Raw genomic sequence first — 17,226 nt, forward strand, 5'->3', positions numbered from 1 at the left:
CTTTGCAGTGCAAAGTAGATGGCAGTCAAGAGTTGATGGCATGACAAACTACTGTGCGCAGCGGTGAGATGAGGCGCCCGATGCGATGCCGAGGGTCGGCTCCCGCCGGGAGCCGGGGAGCAGGAAAGGCCCCGACGGTGATCCGTCGGGGCCTTCCGGGGCGACTCCACGGGGCGGCACAGCGCCCCCGCGGCGGGTCCGCCTACAGGTACGTCTGCAGCGCCGCGTACACCCGGCGCCAGGCGTCCGCGCCGGCCTCCGGGTCGTAGTCGGCGGGGCGGTCGGAGCATGCGAAGCCGTGGTTGGCGGCGGGGTAGCTGACGAGGTCGTGCGGGACCTTGGCCTCGGTGAGACGCTCACCGGCCTGCTCCCACTCCTCGGCGGGGATGATGTGGTCCAGTTCGCCGCGGAAGCCGAGCAGGAACACGCCGTTGGCGGCGATCCGCTCGCTCGTCTCCAGCGGCGGGACCGGGCCGACCAGCGGAAAGCCGCTGTTGAGGAGCCAGCCGGGGTAGAAGACGGCGGCGAGTTCGAAGCGCAGCTCGGTGGCCGCGCGCACCGCGATGTGCCCGCCCATGCTGAGCCCCAGGAAGGCGACGCCCCGACCGCCGGCCTCGGTGCGGGCGGTCGCGAGGGCGGCCGCGGCGTCCGCGACCAGCTCGTCGCGGTCGAGCGCGCGCATCAGCACCAGGCCGGACTCGCGTTCCTCGGCCGTGTAGCCGAGTTCGGTACGCCGGGCGTTGCGCCAGTAGTAGTCGGGTGCGATGGCGACGTACCCGGCCGCCGCCAGTTCGGCGCAGGTGTCGCGGACGTAGGCGTTCACGCCGTACAGCTCGGAGCAGACGACGACCGCGCCCCGGGCCTCGCCCTCCTGCGGGCGGTGGATGTAGGCCTCGACGCCGTCCGGTTCGCCGAGCGCTTCCCACTGACCGGTCATCAATTCCCCCGTGGTGCTTGTCGAAAAGTGCCGCCCAGCATCCTAGACGGTGCCCGTGGGCGGCCGGGCGAGTGAGTGGGGGTCGGCAGCCGGCCGGCCAGGCGGGCGGGCGGGCGACGGTCGAGCGGCCGCAGGGTGGCCGGTGTGCGGCCGGCGAGCGGCCGGGTGAGTGGAATTCCGGTGGCGAGTTCTGCAGGCATGGTTGACGCATTGAAGTGGTCATGGCACTTTCGTGCGGCGCGGGCGTCCGCAACCGGTCGTACGCCCCGCAATCCCCCACAAGGAGAGCCATGTTCAGAAGATTTGCCGCCCTCGTCGGCGCGGGCGCAGTTGTCGCGGGTGGGCTCACCCTGGCCGCCACCCCCGCGCAGGCGGTCCAGGCAGGCGACCTGACGTCCACCATCGCGCTGAGCAACTGCTCCGCCTCGCTGGTGCGTTACCCCTCATCGGTCGACACCGACCGGGCCATGATGCTCACCAACGGCCACTGCCTGCCGACGATGCCGGCGGCCGGGGTGGTCATCCAGAACCAGAGCGCCAGCCGCAGCGGCACGCTGCTCAGCTCGTCCGGCTCGTCACTCGGCACCGTCCAGGCGGACAAGGTGCTGTACGCGACGATGACCGGCACCGACGTCGCCCTGTACCAACTGACCGACACCTTCGGTTCGGTCACCAGCAAGTACGGCGCCACCGCCCTCACCATCAGCGACACGCACCCGGCCGACGGCTCGGCGATGTACATCCCCTCGTCGTACTGGAAGCAGGTGTGGAACTGCTCGATCAACGGGTTCGTCCCCACCCTGCGCGAGGACGCGTGGACCTGGCACGACTCGATCCGCTACAGCACCGGCTGCAACACCACGCACGGCACCTCCGGTTCGCCGATCGTCGACGCCGCGACCAAGAAGATCGTCGGCATCAACAACACCGGCAACGACGACGGCGAGATGTGCACGCTCAACAACCCGTGCGAGGTGGCGGCTGACGGCACCACCAAGGCCACCAAGGGCCAGAGCTACGGCGAGGAGACGTACTGGTTCACCACCTGCCTCGGCAACGGCCGCGTCATCGACCTCAACGTCAGCGGCTGCCTGCTCACCAAGCCGGCCGGCAGCGGCGCCGTCTCGGTCGCCAACCCGGGTAACCAGAGCACCGCGCTGAACGGTCCGGCCAACCTCCAGATCGCGGCGAGCGGCGGCACCGCACCGCTCACCTACTCGGCCGCCGGGCTGCCGGCCGGGCTCTCGATCAACGCGTCCACCGGCCTGATCACCGGCACCGCGACGACGGCGGGCACGTCCACCGTGACGGTCACGGTCAAGGACGCGGCGGGCAAGACCGCCACGGCGACCTTCAGCTGGACGGTCAGCCGGGGCGACGGCTGCACCCCGGCCCAGCTGCTCGGCAACGCCGGCTTCGAGACCGGCAGCGCCGCCCCGTGGACCGCCACCAGCGGCGTCGTGGACAACAGCGCCTCGCAGGCCGCCCACTCCGGCTCCTGGAAGTCCTGGCTGAACGGCTACGGCTCGACCCACTCGGACAACCTCTCGCAGACGGTCACCGTCCCGCCCTTCTGCAGGGCGTCGCTCAGCTTCTACCTGCACGTCGACACGGCCGAGACCGGCACGACGGCGTACGACAAGCTGACCGTCACGGTCAACGGCACCGCGCTGAAGACCTACTCCAACGTGGACGCGGCCGCCGGCTACCAGCTGCGCACCTTCGACCTCTCGTCCTACGCGGGCCAGTCGGTGACGGTCAAGTTCGCCGGCACCGAGGACTCCTCGCTGCAGACCAGCTTCGTGATCGACGACACCTCGATCCAGACCAGCTGACGCCTTCGCGGTAACTCCCCTGTGGCCGCCCGGTACCGACCGGGCGGCCACTCGCATGTGGTGGCCGTGCGTGCGGTTCGCGGGGAGCGGCGGGTCAGGCCAGGACATATCCGAATTGTCGGGCTGGAGGCCACCGCTCGGACCGGTGCCGGCGCCCCGGCCGCCTCGGCGACGAGCGAGCGCTGATGCAGACGGTCCGGCGTGCCCGTGGCGCGCCGGACCGCTTCTGTCGAGGCAGGGGTGTCAGAGCAGGTCGAAGTCGGAGTCGCCGTTGGCGACGGCGGCAATGAACGCTGCATGAGCGGTGGCAGTGAAGATGAGAGCGGGGCCTGAGGCGTCTTTGGAGTCGCGGACATAGGAGACGTTGACCCAGAGATTGCTCAACGTGCCGTCGACCAGAACCACGTCGAGGTCCTGGCGTTGTGGAAAGCCGAGAATCGTGAACGCCCCGCCCTGCCCTCCGCCACCACCGACGGCGTCGTGGACGGGGGACGAGGATCCGACGGATGCTCCCGGACGGGAGTGCTGCCAGACCCGCGGCACGCCTGCCCGCTGAACACCGAAGCCGCCCGGATCTCAGCACCGGGCGGCCTCAACTGTCGTACTTCCGATGCGCTTGCTACTCCGTGACCTTCAGGGCCAGCGTCCGGGCGCCGTACTCGACCCCGGAGACCTGGTAGCCCACCCGCGTGTCACCGAGCGGCGCGTACGCGGCCACCACGTAGAAGGCCTGGCTGAGGCCCTCCCCGTTCACGGTGATGGTTCGCTCGACCTCGCAGCGCGCGTCGTCGTCCCCCTCCCACACGACCTGGAGCACGCTCCCCGCCTTGAGCGCCCCCATCGCCGGGACCACCACCGTGACCTGGGCCATGCGGCCCAGGGCGAGCGCGCCCTCCCACGCCCCCTCGACCAGCGGCGCCGGCATGAGGAGTTCCGCGGCGCTCACGGTGAGGCGGAACGCCGTGAGGTCGTCGCCCCAGGCGGCGGTGACCTCCACCTCGCCGGGCTCCTCCCCGGCGACCAGCTCCACGGCGGCGAACCCGTCCTCGTCGGCCTTGACCGTGACCGTCGCCCCGGCCGCGCCGCCGAGCGAGGCGGCTCCGGAGACCGTGAACGTCACGTCCGCGTCCGGCGCGGGCATCTCGTCGGTGAAGGCCCGCACCCTCAGCGCGTCCGGGAACCGCGACCCGACCGGCGCCGTCCAGCCGTCCCCGCCAACGATCTGAACCCTGTCCACGGTCGTCACCCTGCGCCACCCCATTCTGCTGTTGCCGGCTCCTGCTCTTGCGTACGGATCATTCCATCCGGCGACCGTCGGACTGTCCGTCAGATGCGCATGCCGATCGGGCGAGCGGGGCGCGGGCGGAGGTATTCCGGCCACCCCGGTGGCCGAAACGATCACCCCGCCCCGCATAATGCTCACCGATGCTCCGCAGGCACTCCATCTGCGCGACCGCGGTCCTCGCAGCGCAAGCGGGCCGAGCGGGACCGGACCTCTATCACCCCTGGGGGAAGCACACCGTGCGTCTTCGTCATGCCGTCGGCCTGTGTGCCGCTGTGGTGTCCGCCGTCGTCGGGCTACCGCTGCCCGCCGTCGCGGCCGAGCCGGCCGCCGTCCTGTACGTCAGGGCCAGCAACGGCTTCTGCACCGACGGCGGCCCGGGCACCGAGGCCAAGCCGTTCTGCACTATCCAGGCCGCCGCCGACCGGGTGCAGCCCGGGCAGACCGTGGACGTCTTCCAGGGCGACTACATCGAGGACGTGGCCGTCCGGCGGTCCGGCGAGCCGGGCAAGCCGATCACCTTCCGCGGTCGGGGGCGCCTCGGCAGGGCCGCGTTGCACAGCCAGCCGAGCATCGCAGGCCCGTTGCGGATGCCGGTGCGGATATCGGGCCAGCACGACATCGTCTTCTCGGGCTTCGAGGTGAAGGGCTTCGAACTCGACAACGTGAGCCGGGTGGAGCTCTCGGGCAACTGGATCGGGAAGGCGGACAGCCAGACCGTCCGGCCGGGTGTCAGCGTCACGGGCCGCAGCGAGCAGGTCACGGTCGAGCGGTCGGTCTACTACGAGACCACGGGCGGAGGTGTGAAGCTCGGCCCGGGCGTCACCGGGACGGTGATCTCCGGAAACGACTTCGCGACGGTCTTCGGCGCGCCCGCCGTCTCCGTGACCGACGCGCCCGGCACCCTGATCACCAACAACACCGTGCACTGGCAGTGGTCGACCGCGATTGCCATCGACCTCGCCGGCGCCTCCGATCACGCGACGATCGCCAACAACCTCGTGACCATGGGCACGGTCCAGGTGTCCGCCGCTTCGACGGCGGGGACCAGTCTCGACTACAACAGTGTGAGCTCGGCCTCGCCGGGGGGCCTCTATCCCGCCTACAAGTGGGCCGACGTCTCGTACCTGCGGGCCGCGGACCTGACTGCCGCGACGGGGCAGGGCAAGCACGATGGCGGCGCCTCCGTCGAGTTCGACAGGGCCTACTGGCCGCTGTCCGTCCCCCTGGTGAATCCCTTCGGCGCCGGCCACGGCTCAACCGACGCCGCCGATCCGCAGGCCCCCGGCGTGCCCACCGTCGATCTGCTCGGCCACGGCGCCGTCGACCACCCGGACGTCGACAACACCGGCCCGGGCGGCAGCTTCCGCGACCGCGGCGCGTACGAGGTCGTCGGCCTCGACGACGTCCGGCTGGAGGCCAAGGGCACCATCTACGAGCCCCCGACCGGTCCCGCGCCGTTCACCGTCGAGCTGAAGGCCACCGCCACCAACACCTGGCCGACGAAGCTCGCCTACACCTTCGACTTCGGCGACGGCACGGCACCGCTGACCACGGCCGATGCGACGGTCCGCCACACCTACACCACCCCGGCCGAGTACCGCCCGCAGGTGACCGTCACCGACGACCGCGGCGGAAAGGTCACCGACCGGCTGGAGTGGCCGGTGCAGGTGGGCGAGGACAAGCCGCTGACCGCCACGCTCACGGTGGCCGCGGACAGCGGGCGCGACCCGCTCGCCGTCACGGCCGACGTCACCGCGACGGCGAGCAGCCCGTGGCCGATCTCGAATCTCTCCTACGACTTCGGCGACGGCACGGTCCAGCCGGTCGACAGCTACGGCCCCGCCCGCCACGTGTACGCCAAGCCCGGCACGTACACCGTGAAGGGCACCGTGACCGACGCGTCCGGCGCCACCGTGACCAGCTCCGGCCAGGTCACCGTCGCCTACACCCCGTCCGGCTTCACCGCGATCCCGCCGACCCGCATCCTGGACTCCCGCGAGCCCGGCAGTCACTACCCGCGCCTCGGCCCCGGCGAGACCATGGACCTCTATGTCCGCGGCCGCAGCACCGGTGCCACCGACGTCGTGCCGCCCGGCGCCACGGCCGTGGTGCTCAACCTGACCGCCACCGAGGGCACCACCGACAGCCACCTGGACGTCTACCCGTCCCACCTCGCCCGGTCGGCCACCTCGAACGTCAACTTCGGCCCCGGTCAGGACGTCGCCAACCTGGTGACCGTCCCGATCGGCCCCGACGGGCTGGTGGTGGTCCGCAACAACGCGGGCTACGTCCAGACCGTCGCCGACGTCCTCGGCTACTTCAAGGGCGACAGCCCCGACCGCTTCACCTCCGTCGCCCCGGCCCGGCTGCTCGACACCCGGGCCGACGACAGCCCGCTCGGCCAGGGCGGTACCCGTCGACTGAAGGTGGCCGGTTCCGGCGGCGTCCCCGCGAACGCCACCTCGGTGGTGCTCAACGTGACGGCCACGGAGTCCACCTCCACCGGCTTCTTCACGGTCTACCCGGCGGGCACCGCGCGCCCCGCCGCAGGGTCCAACCTCAACACCGTCCCGGGCCGGAACATCCCCAACCAGGTGGTGGTCCCGCTCGGAGCGGACGGCAGCGTCGACCTGTACAACCGGGCCGGCCGCTCGCACGCCGTGGTCGACGTTTTCGGCTACTACAGCCCGGACGGCAAGGGCCTGTTCACCCCGGTCACGCCCACCCGGCTGCTCGACTCGCGCGACGGGTCCGCCTTCGGCCCGGGCTCGGTCCGCACGGTGGGCGGCGTCCCGGCCGGGGCGACCGCCGCGGCCGTCAACCTGACCGCGACCGGGACCACGGTGCCCACCCACCTCACCGCCTGGGCCGGCGGCGGCGCCCGCCCCGGCACCAGCAACCTCAATGCCACCCCCGGGCTGGACGTCCCCAACCACACCACGATCCCGGTCGATGCCCAGGGCCGGTTCGACCTCGCCAACAACGCCGGGACGACGCACGTCGTCGCGGACCTCTTCGGCTACTACCGGAACCAGTAGCGAGCGCACGGACACCCGAGGCCCGGTACCCCGTCCTTGGGGTGCCGGGCCTCGGGTGTTCCCGCCGTCGCGGGCCCCGGGGAAACCGCCCGGACGAACTCTCGGACCGACCGGCAACCCGGGCCGGGGCCACACGTCCAAGAAGACCGACGTCATCCTCGACGTGGTCGGCTACTACCAGCCCGGCACGGGCGACAAGTTCGCCCCGCTGGCCCCGGCCCGGATCACGGACACCCGGACCGACAGCGCCGGTCCCATCGGCGGAGGAACGGCCCGCACGATCAAGGTCGCCCGCCCCGAGCTCGGCACGGGTGACGCCCGCGCGGTGGTCCTCAACGTCACCGCCACCGACAGTTCCGCGGACAGCTACGTGGCGGTCTACCCCGGCGGCACGGCCCGCCCGGCCGAGGGCTCGAACATCAACGTCCCCGTACGGCGCAGCGTCCCGAACCAGGTGGTGGTGCCGGTCGGTGAGGACGGGCGGATCAACATCTACAACAACGCCGGCGCGGCGAACGTCGTCGTCGACCTCGTCGGCTACTACGGCCCCTCGGGCACCGGCCTTTTCCGCGCCCTCAAGACGCCCCTCAGGCAGTTCGACAGCCGCCTCACCGGCAGCCGGATCGACTACCACCAGACGAAGCAGATCCAGGCCCTCGCGTCGGACGGCTCCACCCCCGACGTCGTGGCCGTCGAGGCCAATGTCACGGCCACCGACATCTCCACCCCCGGACACCTCACGGTCTACCCGGGGCCGAACCGGCCGGACACCTCCAACCTCAACGTCGAGCTGGAGACAACCTCGGCCAACTCGGTGACCACCGGGCTGAACAGGGACACCTTCTCGGTCTTCAACGCCGGCGGTCCGCTCGACCTGATCACCGACCTGACCGGCTACTTCACCAGGAGCTGACGCACCCGGGTGGTGGCAGCCCCGGCCGGCCGGGACTGCCACCAGGTCAGAGCCCGTCCGGGTGGCTGGAGAGCCAGTCCGCGTGGCGCGCGCGGAGCCGGTCGCGCTCATCGGTGCTCGTGAGCAGGACGTCGGCGCCGCCGTCGTACGGGTGGTGGATGCGCTCCAGTCCCGTGTCGGTGATCAGTACGTCGGCGGCCGCGTCGTCGGCGACGGCGCGCAGCAGCTGGTCCAGGCAGTACGAGTACGGGTTGTCCACGGTGGGGTACGGGGTGGCGCTGCCGAGGACGGTGAGGCGAAGGGGGTCGCTGCTCACCCGGGGAGTCCGGGACACCTACAGCACCCGCAGAGCGGTGCCGAGATCCGGGTGGGGATTGGCGGACCAGCATGTGATGTCGCCGTCGTCCGAGCGCAGTTCGCCGACGTACCAGGTGCCGTCGGTGGACCGGACCACGCAGTACCAGCCCAGATCGATCGCGTACTCGGCCTGTGCGGGCTCGCCGCCCACGGTGACGGTGCCGAGTTCGGTGATCAGCCGGGCCTCCCTGGCCCCGGCGCAGCGCTGGACGTCCGCGAGTGTCCAGGGCTCGGGCAGGAGGAGGTCGGCGGGCTCGGCGGAGGGGAGGAGTTCGACGACGGCGTGGCCGAGCCGGGGCCGCAGCCACTCGCCGTCGCGCTCGATGCCGAGCGCGCCGCCGAGAAAGGCCATGTCGAGGGTGCCGGCGGGGGTCTCCCAGCGGAACGGGACGCGGGAGACGTGGGAGGGGAAGAGGTCCGTCGGCGCGGCGCCCGGGCCGAACGAGGCTCTGGGCCGTGGGCCTTCGTCGTGATAGTCGTGGGCGAAGAAGGCGTTGATCCAGCCGGTCACCTCGTCGCCGCCGGAGAACGACCGGTGCTTGTAGAGCGAGCGCCAGAACTCCTGGTCGACGCCGCACCCGGCGGCTGTCCCGGCGATCTCGTCCAGCACCGGATGCAGGGCGGTGAACCAGTCACGCAGGCCCGCGAACCGCTCCGCCAACTCGCGGACGCGGTCTGCCAGCAGCTGCCAGTCCTCCGCCGTGCCCTCCAGCCGGATCCGGGGGATTCCGCAGAGCGTCTGCCAACGGAAGCGGTAGTAGGGGCTGACGATGTCCATCAGTGCCACCAGCGTGGCCGTCGCGTCGGCGGGGGTGGTGGTCGAGAAGACGGGCTGGAAGAGGTCGGCAGTCCCCGCGCCGATCCGGTCGCCCAGCGGCTCCCGGACCAGGTTGATCGAACGCTCCCAGTCCAGCGGGGAGTTGTCGTCGACCACCAGGATCGTCTGCTCGTACCCGGGGCTGTCGGTGAACAGGCCGGCGTAGGCGCCTTGGTTGAGGCGGACATGGACGGCCACCTCGTGGACGACGCAGTACCAGAGCAGGTCGGGCGCGAGGCTCAGCGGCAGGTGGGCCGCGAAGGCCAGGTGGACGGCGCGCAGCAGGAGGCTGGAGGTGGGTTCGGTGACCTCCGGTGCGTCGGTCGGCTTGCCGGTGAGACGGTCGGTGCTGCGGTGGTGGAACCGGGCGTGGTCGCGCAGGACGGCCCGGAGGAAGCGCTCGTTGCCCAGCTCGGTGAGTTCGGCGGCGAGTTCACCGGCGCGCCGGTCGGCCTCGGGGGCGTGGTCGAGCGGCAGTTCGAGGTGGAAAGGCAAAAGGAGGCCCCTTGGAAGCGGTGATCGGCGACCGATCGTAGAGGGAGGGGCGACAGCCGCGGTACTGGAGATCGGGCGGACGACCGGCGGAAAGTTCTTGTCCGAGGGCTGCCACATGACCGCGGGTCAACGGCGTTAGAAGGTCATGAGTCAAACACCGAGCGCGGACACCCCGGCAGAGCCGGCGCCGCCCGACTTCCCGGCCTTCGTCGCGTCACGGGGGCGGCACCTGTTGCGCACCGCCTTCCTGCTCACCGGCGGCGATGCCCACCTCGCCGAGGACCTCGTGCAGGAGGCGCTCGGCCGGATCTTCGTGAAGTGGCGCAAGGTGGCCGGCCTCGACAACCCGAGCGGGTACGCGCAGACCGTCCTGGTCAACACCTTCCTGTCGTACCGCCGGCGGCGCAGCAGCTCGGAGCGGGTCACGGACGTCGTGCCCGAGATCGCCGTGGACGGCCCGGATCCGGCGCTGCGGCTGACGCTGCTGCGGGCGCTCGGCGAGATACCGGAGCAGGACCGGGCCGTGTTGGTGCTGCGGTTCTGGGAGGACCGCAGCGTCGAGGAGACGGCCGCGACGCTGCGGCTGAGCAGTACGGCCGTGCGCTCGCGCAGCAGCCGGGCGCTGGCCCGGATGCGCGCCACGCTCGGCGACGACCTGGGCGTCGGAGCGGGTCGCGCGCCCCAGGACCCGACCACCGAGAAGGCGGTGCTTCGCCATGCCCTTTGAAGACGACTTCGCCCTGGCCCTGCGCGACGCGGCCGAGTTGGCGCCGGAACCGCTGAGCCACACGGCCCTCGCCGCCGGCGCCCAGCGGCGTGGCCGCCGTGGGCAGCAGCGCCGGCGGGTAGCGGCGGCGGGCGGGTTGGCGGTGCTGCTGCTCGCCGCGGGCAGTGTCGCGGCCCTCGGCGGCGGTGTGGTGAACGCCGGTCCGGCCGGCCCGCCGCTGCCGTCGATGTCCGCCGACGAGGTGGTCACCCTGGTCACCGGTCTGCTGCCGGAGGGGAAGGTGGCCGTGCTGAACGCGGGCGGCACCGGTGAGGGCAAGCTGCCGGGGCACCAGTACGAGACCGGCGCGACGCTGCTGTTCGACGACGGCAAGGGGGCGAGCATCTTCTCCTTCAGCGTGAACCGGAGCGAGTTGACGCCCGAGGCGGGCGCGGTCTGCACGGACCCGTTCTCCACGCCACAGGACTCCTGTGACCGCGTGACGCGCCAGGACGGCTCCGTCGTGGTGATCGACAAGCTGCGGAACAGGCCCCCCGAGTCGGACCACCGGGAGTGGCGGGCGACCTGGGCGGCCGCCGACGGCCGGCGGGTCAGCGTCACGGAGTTCAACGGTCAGCCCGCCACGCCGAACCGGGAGGCGCCGCCGCTCGATGCCGACCAGCTGACCGCCCTGGTGACCTCCCCGGCCTGGGAGCAGGTCTTCGCCGCGCTGCCGCTGCGGCCCGACGCGCCCAAGCCACAGAAGGACTCCAGCCCGCCGAGCGCCGAAGCGACCCCGTCGGCGGCCGAGGTGGTCGCCAAACTGGTCCCGCTGCTCCCGCCGGGGGCCACCCAGTCCGAAGTGAAGGGGGGCAGCAGTGCCAACCTGCTGGTGACCTTCGAGGGCCGCTCCAGCCTGCTGTCGGTGGTGCTGGGGCCGCCCGGCGACCGGGGGCGGAAGGACAAGGAGTACGCCGAGTCGGAGGGTTCGGCCGGTCCGCTGGCCGTGCGGGAGAAGCGGGCCGACGGCAGCACCGTCGTCCTCAACCAGTTCGGGAACGGCAAGACCGCCACCCAGCCGGTCCTGCACTGGACGGCCGCCGTGTACTACGCGGACGGACGCCAGGTGATGATCTCCGAGCAGAACGGCGAGAACGGCTACACCGCCCGGCCCGGGACCCCGGCCCTGAGCCTCGACCAGCTCAAGGCCATCGTCACCGCTCCGGTCTGGCGGTCCTGACCCGCCGTCGGCGTCGCCCTGTCACAGGGGAGCAGGGCGACGCCGGCTAGCGCGCGTCCCCGAGCACGTCCCCGAGCACGTCCCCGAGCGCCGCCTCGACGGCGGCCTCGGCGTGCAGGCGGGCGGTCGGGAAGAGCGGCACGGGGCTGTCCTCCTCACCGACCAGCAGCTCGATCTCGGTGCAGCCGAGGATCACGCCCTCGGCGCCGGCGGCGACCAGTTCCTCGATCACCCGCCGGTATCCGGCGCGCGACTCCTCGCGGACGACGCCAAGGCAGAGCTCCTCGTAGATCACCCGGTGGACGAGGGCACGCCCGTCCGCGTCGGGGACGAGGACGGTGAGGCCGTTCGCCTCCAGCCGGCCCCGGTAGAAGTCCTGCTCCATGGTGAACGCCGTCCCCAGCAGGCCGACCCGGCGCAGCCCGGCGGACCGGACGGCGTCGGCGGTCGCGTCGGCGAGGTGGAGCAGCGGGACGGAGACGGCGGCCTCGACCTGGTCGGCGACCCGGTGCATGGTGTTGGTGCAGATCAGCAGCAGCTCGGCGCCGGCCGCCTCCAGCGAGCGCGCCGCATCGGCGAGGACCTCGCCCGCCTCCGTCCAGCGGCCCTGCGCCTGGAGGCGTTCGATGGCGGCGAAGTCGACGGAGTAGAGCACCAGCCGGGCGGAGTGCAGGCCGCCGAGCCGCTCGCGGGTGAGCTGGTTGAGCGTCCGGTAGTACTCGGCGGTGGACTCCCAGCTCATGCCGCCGATCAGGCCCAGTGTCTTCATGGGCACATATAAACATTGCTGGGCAATATCGGTAAAGATATAAGGATTGCTTTCCGCTCCTGTGCTGCCCGCACGGGGGGAGCCGGGCCGGAGAGCACACAGGGGCCCGGCGCCCCCGCCCCGGCGGGTCGGGCTACGTCGCGCCACGGGGGATCTGCTGCTGCCAGTCGCGGGTGAAGACGACGTCGCCGGCTTCGAGGGCGGTCAGACGGGTGTGGACGAGGAAGTGGGTGGAGGTGCAGCGGAGTTCGGTCCGGGTCTGGAGGGTGACGTCCCACCCGATGGCGGGGCGTTCGAGGCGGACGGTGAGGTCGGTGCGGGCCTGGGCGCTGGTGGGGGAGGCGCTGAGGATGCGGTACGCGGTGACGGTGTGCTCGTCGCGGACCAGGCCGTCCGCCTGGGTGCGGGTGCCGTCGGTGGCGGGGGAGAGCTCGGTGCGCCACTCGTGGCGGGCGATGTCGTGGATGGTGAGGCGCTCCGGGCGGGCGGTGAGCGGCTCGGTGGTGTGCACGGGCGGCGGGAGCGGGAGGGTGGGCGAGGCGAAGGTGACGGGCGCGGCACCGGAGTCGGCGGCGAGGTGGCGGACGGGGAGGGTCAGGGTGCTGCGGGAGGGGTCGAGGCCGAAGCCGGCGGGCTCGGGATCGGGCCAGAGCCACGGCCAGTAGGTGGAGGAGAGGGCGAGCCTGAGGCGGTGGCCGGGCGGGACGGTGTGGCTGGCGGCGGCCAGGTCGACGGTGACGTCCGGCGTTTCCGGGGAGGCGGCGAGGGCGCCCCGGGTGACCAGGGTGGAGGTGCCGTCGGGGGCGACGTCGCAGAGGCGGGCGACGACCAGGCCCGCGACGGCCGAGGGGCGCAGCCGCAGCCGCAGGGACGGGGCGCCGAGCAGTTCGAGCGGTTCGGGCAGCGGCTGGGAGTCGAAGCAGACGGAGCGTCCGTCCTCCTCCCGCTGGTCCGGCGGCCGGTCGGCGGGGCGGCCGAGCGGGATGTACGCGCCGGCGTTGAGGCCGGTGTGCTGGGGGGAGCGGACGGGGACGTAGCGGTCGTCGGAGGCGGTGCCGGCGGTGCGCAGCGGCCCGTCGAGGCCGTAGTGGATGTCGCGGACGTCGGGGGAGGGCCAGGCCTCCTCGCCGGTCCAGCGGGTGCTGATCCAGCTGCGCAGGACGGGGGTCTTGAGGGCGCCGGTGTCGATGTCCCGGAGCCAGTGGTCCCACCAGCGGAGCGTCTCGGGGAGGATCTCGTCGGGCAGGCCGTGCGGCCAGGGGCCGAGGACGGCACGGACCGGGACGGGGCCGGAGGAGAGCAGGCGCAGCAGCAGCGTGCAGGACGGGTCGCCCCAGCCGGCGACGGCGAGGGTGGGGACGGTGGCGGTGCCGGGCGGGTCGTCGGGCGGGGCGTCGGCGATCCAGCCGGGGAGGGCGGGCTCCAGGGCGGCGAGCCGTTCCTGCCACCGGGGCCGCCAGTCGTCGCCCAGGTACTGCGGGTCGGGCGGGCGGGCCGCGTCGGCGATGTGGGCGGTGGCACGGGTGTGCAGGTCGGCGGCGGGGACGGCACCGCCGGGGCGCAGGCCGGTCTCGGGGCAGGCGGCGACGACGGCGTGGACGGCGCCGGGCGCGTGGGCGGCGAGCCGCAGGGCGGTGGCGGCGGCGGGGCCGGTGCCGAGCAGGCCGGTCCGGCCGCTGGACCAGGGGCGGTCGGCGAGCCAGGCGAGGACGGCGGCCCCGTCGGCGAGTTCGGTGGCGTCATCGGGTGCGCCGCCGGAGTTGCCGTGGCCGCGCCGGTCGACCCGGACGCAGGCGTAGCCGTGGCCGGCGTACCAGGGGTGGCGGCGGGCGTCGTCGGTGGCGGTCCAGTCGGTGAGGCGCCCGGTGGAGTACTCCAGCAGTGCGGGCACGGGGTCGTCGGTCACCGGGCGCCAGAGACGGGCGTACAGCTCGGTTCCGTCGGGCAGGGGGACGCGTACGTCCTCCCGGAGGGTGCGGTAGGGGTACGAGGGCATGGCCGCTCCCATCGGGTCCCGGGAGTCCCGGGTCGGCGGGCGCCCGGGTGGGGCGGGGTTCCCGCTCTGCGGGCCACGGTGCGGGGCGGGCCGGGTGGCCCGCCCGCACCGCAGGCGTCAGCATTCCGACCCTAGGGGAGGATGCCGCCGATTTCCTGGTGAGCCGGGGGTCCCGGGGGAGCCGGAGCCGCCCGGCCCACCGGAGCTGCCCGGTCGACCGGAGCCGCCCGGCCGACCGGTGCGGGTCCCGTCCTTACGCCTTGCTGAGCCAGGACGTGGCGTTCAGGGCGAGGGCGGCGTCGGTGCCGGCCGGGTCGTCCCAGCCGTTGAACAGCTTGTTGCCGCTCTGGCCGGTGCCGTCGTCGATGGGGGAGCTGTCGCCCCAGATGGCGACCCGGCCGCTGCCGTAGGTGCTGGTGACGAAGAACGCGCCGGTGTTGCCGCTGTAGCCGGTCCGGTAGACCAGGCCCTTGACCGACGGGTTGTCGGCCGGCTTGAGGGTGAAGGTGGTGCCGTTGCGCAGGATCGAGCCGGTGACGGTGCCGAAGGGGCCGTGCAGGACGGGGTCGGTGGCGTCGTTGGCCGCGCGCGGGTTGTCGGTGGTGATGTTGAGCAGGTCGACCGAGAACCCGAAGGGGTCGTTGTTGTTCACCCCGTTGTTGGTGAGCAGGTCGTTGATGACCGCGGGGGAGTCCCAGCCGTCGTTGTTGCGGTCGCTCTGGGTGTGGTCGGAGATGAGGAAGAGCCCGCCACCGTTCTGGACGAAGCGCATCAGGGCGGCCTTCTCGGCCGAGCTGAACCGGATGTTCGGCTCGGGGATCACGAAGGTGTCGAAGTTGGCCAGGTCGAGCGCGGCACCGGTGCCGTAGCTGACGGTGGAGCCGGCCGGGAGGGTCTTGAGGCTGTACTGGCCGGTCTTCTGGAGGGCGACGCCCCAGGCGGAGAGGGCGCCCGTCCAGCTCTTCTCGGTGGTGGGGTTGGCGTTCTGGGCCAGCGGGTCCGGCTGGGCGCTGGAGATGATCCAGTCGGCGTTGCCCGCGGTCTCGGCCTTGCTGTTGTCGAACAGCACGCGGTGGGGGGTCGCACTGACGGCGGTCGTGGTCGAGGTGGTGGCGACGGCGGTGGGGGTGGCCGAGGCGGTGGGGGCGAGGCCCGTGAGGCCGGCCGCGAGGAGGGCCGGGACGGCCAGGGCGGCGGCCGTTCGAATGCGGATCATATGCCGTTCCTCCGTGGGGAGTTGAGGGTTCGGCGCCCGAGTATTCGCGCGTAGAACCTGAGTATCCGCGCGTAGACGGGGCGATGAAAGGCTTTGGAGGTTACGGGTATTTGTACGGTGCATGACGATCTTCGGGAGGGCGTGCACGATTCCGGACCGCACCCTTCCGCGGCCTTGCGCGCCCCTCTCGTGCGCCTCTTGCATTCGTTCGCCGCTCATCTGTAATTGCGCATGACTTGCAAGTACTTCGCTGCCGGGGGAAAGATGGCCCAGCTCCGCACGTTCCCCGAAAGGACGACACGATGTCCAGCCCCGCCGCAGGTGCCACCGCCGTCAGATGGCGCGACCGGCTCACCCGTGAGGAGTGGATCCGGCTGGCCGGCATGGGCGGCTTCATCCTCGCTCTGCACGTGATCGGCTGGTTCACCCTGCTCGCGGTCATCGCGCCCGAGCACTACGACGTCGGTGGGCAGGTGTTCGGCGCCGGCATGGGCCTCACCGCCTACACCCTCGGCATGCGGCACGCCTTCGACGCGGACCACATCGCGGCCATCGACAACACCACCCGCAAGCTGATGGGCCAGGGCAAGCGCCCGCTCTCGGTCGGCTTCTGGTTCTCGCTGGGCCACTCGTCGATCGTCTTCGGCCTCTGCGCGCTGCTGGCCTTCGGGATCAAGTCCCTCGCCGGGCAGGTCGAGACGGACGACTCCACCCTGCACGAGGCCACCGGCCTGATCGGCGTCACCGTCTCCGGAACGTTCCTGCTCCTGCTCGGCCTGATCAACCTGGGCGCCTTCAACGGCATCCTCAAGGTGTTCCGCAAGATGCGGGAGGGCGAGTACGACGAGGCCGAGCTGGAGGCGCAGCTGGAGAAGCGCGGCTTCATGAACCGCATCCTGGGCCGGGTGACCAGGGCCGTCACCAAGCCGTGGCACATGTACCCGGTCGGACTGCTCTTCGGCCTCGGCTTCGACACCGCGACCGAGGTCTCGCTGCTGGTCCTGGCCGGCGGTGCGGCGGCCTTCCAGCTGCCCTGGTACGCCCTGCTGGTGCTGCCGGTCCTGTTCGCGGCGGGTATGAGCCTGCTGGACACCATCGACGGCTCGTTCATGAACTTCGCCTACGAGTGGGCGTTCTCCAAGCCGGTCCGGAAGATCTACTACAACCTGACCGTCACCGGCCTCTCGGTGCTGGTCGCGCTGGTCATCGGCTCGATCGAGCTGATCGGGCTGCTCGGGGAGAAGCTGGACATCACCAGCGGGCCGGTCGCCTGGATCGGCGAGCTGGACCTCAACCTCGTCGGGTACGCCATCGTCGCCCTGTTCGTGCTGACCTGGGCGGCGGCCATCGCGTACTGGAAGCTCGGCAAGGTCGAGGAGAAGTGGTCGGCGGGGCTGGCCGCGGCGGCCACCGAGTCCGACTAGGCCCTGCGCGGCGAGAGCAGGTCCTGCGCGGCGCGACGAGGGCCCGCCGGCCCGGTGAACCCCGGGCCGGCGGGCCCTCCGCCGTTCCGCGGCGGACGCGGCGTGCCGGGTGGACGCGGCGGGGTGCCGGAACGGCCGTGGCGGCTTCCGGACGGGATGCGGCGGAGCGGGCGCGGGGGCCCGGCTACGGCTTTCGGA

13 protein-coding genes and 2 pseudogenes are annotated in these 17,226 nt (G+C 72.1%); 7 read left to right on the forward strand and 8 right to left on the reverse strand.

The features are described 5' to 3' along the window. Positions 1–202: 202 nt before the first annotated feature. Positions 203–937 (reverse strand): dienelactone hydrolase family protein, encoded by a 735-nt coding sequence (locus OG286_RS29430; protein ID WP_396319210.1) that lies wholly within the window; start codon positions 935–937, stop codon positions 203–205. Positions 938–1,407: 470 nt separating this feature from the next. Between OG286_RS29430 and OG286_RS29435 the strand changes: the two are divergent. Further along, positions 1,408–1,845, forward strand: a pseudogene (locus OG286_RS29435) (trypsin-like peptidase domain-containing protein); the annotation flags it as partial. 213 nt (positions 1,846–2,058) lie between these two features. Continuing rightward, positions 2,059–2,772, forward strand: a pseudogene (locus OG286_RS29440) (putative Ig domain-containing protein); the annotation flags it as partial. Positions 2,773–3,015: 243 nt separating this feature from the next. Here the strand turns inward: OG286_RS29440 and OG286_RS29445 are convergent. Together OG286_RS29445 and OG286_RS29450 are read right to left on the reverse strand one after the other, a co-directional pair. Continuing rightward, on the reverse strand, positions 3,016–3,177 hold the full coding sequence (locus OG286_RS29445; RefSeq protein WP_396319208.1) for a DUF397 domain-containing protein: 162 nt from the start codon (positions 3,175–3,177) through the stop codon (positions 3,016–3,018). A 214-nt stretch (positions 3,178–3,391) separates the two neighbouring features. Then, positions 3,392–4,009: a hypothetical protein gene (locus OG286_RS29450; RefSeq protein WP_396319207.1), complete on the reverse strand. Its 618-nt coding sequence runs from the start codon at positions 4,007–4,009 to the stop codon at positions 3,392–3,394. Between the two features lie 284 nt (positions 4,010–4,293). Here OG286_RS29450 and OG286_RS29455 point away from each other — a divergent pair, with 284 nt between their 5' ends. Together OG286_RS29455 and OG286_RS29460 are read left to right on the forward strand one after the other, a co-directional pair. Next, entirely contained in the window at positions 4,294–7,095 is a 2,802-nt protein-coding gene (locus OG286_RS29455) for a PKD domain-containing protein (protein WP_396319206.1), read from the forward strand. Between the two features lie 55 nt (positions 7,096–7,150). Further along, entirely contained in the window at positions 7,151–8,008 is an 858-nt protein-coding gene (locus tag OG286_RS29460; protein WP_396319205.1) for a hypothetical protein, read from the forward strand. Positions 8,009–8,054: 46 nt separating this feature from the next. Here the strand turns inward: OG286_RS29460 and OG286_RS29465 are convergent, their stop codons facing one another. Continuing rightward, a complete protein-coding gene (locus tag OG286_RS29465; protein WP_396319204.1) occupies positions 8,055–8,324 on the reverse strand; it encodes a hypothetical protein in 270 nt (89 codons plus the stop codon). Positions 8,325–8,342: 18 nt separating this feature from the next. Beyond that, entirely contained in the window at positions 8,343–9,677 is a 1,335-nt protein-coding gene (locus tag OG286_RS29470) for a DUF4419 domain-containing protein (protein WP_396319203.1), read from the reverse strand. 145 nt (positions 9,678–9,822) lie between these two features. On the opposite strand from OG286_RS29470, the gene OG286_RS29475 reads away from it, so the two are divergent. Continuing rightward, positions 9,823–10,404 carry a SigE family RNA polymerase sigma factor gene (locus OG286_RS29475; RefSeq protein ID WP_396319202.1) on the forward strand — a complete coding sequence of 194 codons (582 nt, stop codon included), beginning with the start codon at positions 9,823–9,825 and terminating at the stop codon, positions 10,402–10,404. Beyond that, positions 10,394–11,623, forward strand: coding sequence for a hypothetical protein (locus tag OG286_RS29480; RefSeq protein ID WP_396319201.1), 1,230 nt, complete (start codon positions 10,394–10,396; stop codon positions 11,621–11,623). Before OG286_RS29475 ends, OG286_RS29480 begins: the two co-directional genes overlap by 11 nt. 46 nt (positions 11,624–11,669) lie before the next feature. On the opposite strand, the gene OG286_RS29485 is transcribed toward OG286_RS29480, so the two are convergent. The 3 genes from OG286_RS29485 to OG286_RS29495 form a co-directional block, all read right to left on the reverse strand. Next, positions 11,670–12,392, reverse strand: coding sequence for an aspartate/glutamate racemase family protein (locus tag OG286_RS29485; RefSeq protein ID WP_396319200.1), 723 nt, complete (start codon positions 12,390–12,392; stop codon positions 11,670–11,672). Between the two features lie 133 nt (positions 12,393–12,525). Beyond that, positions 12,526–14,388 (reverse strand): CocE/NonD family hydrolase, encoded by a 1,863-nt coding sequence (locus tag OG286_RS29490; protein ID WP_396319199.1) that lies wholly within the window; start codon positions 14,386–14,388, stop codon positions 12,526–12,528. Positions 14,389–14,641: 253 nt separating this feature from the next. Further along, positions 14,642–15,604 (reverse strand): hydrolase, encoded by a 963-nt coding sequence (locus tag OG286_RS29495; RefSeq protein ID WP_396319198.1) that lies wholly within the window; start codon positions 15,602–15,604, stop codon positions 14,642–14,644. A 302-nt stretch (positions 15,605–15,906) separates the two neighbouring features. Here OG286_RS29495 and OG286_RS29500 point away from each other — a divergent pair, with 302 nt between their 5' ends. Then, the gene (locus OG286_RS29500) at positions 15,907–17,028 is read left to right on the forward strand and encodes a HoxN/HupN/NixA family nickel/cobalt transporter (RefSeq protein ID WP_396319197.1); all 1,122 of its coding nucleotides are present in this window, start codon (positions 15,907–15,909) and stop codon (positions 17,026–17,028) included. Positions 17,029–17,226 lie beyond the last annotated feature (198 nt).

The sequence above is a fragment of the Kitasatospora sp. NBC_00039 genome (genome assembly GCF_045160625.1).
Taxonomy (GTDB): Bacteria; Actinomycetota; Actinomycetes; order Streptomycetales; family Streptomycetaceae; genus Kitasatospora.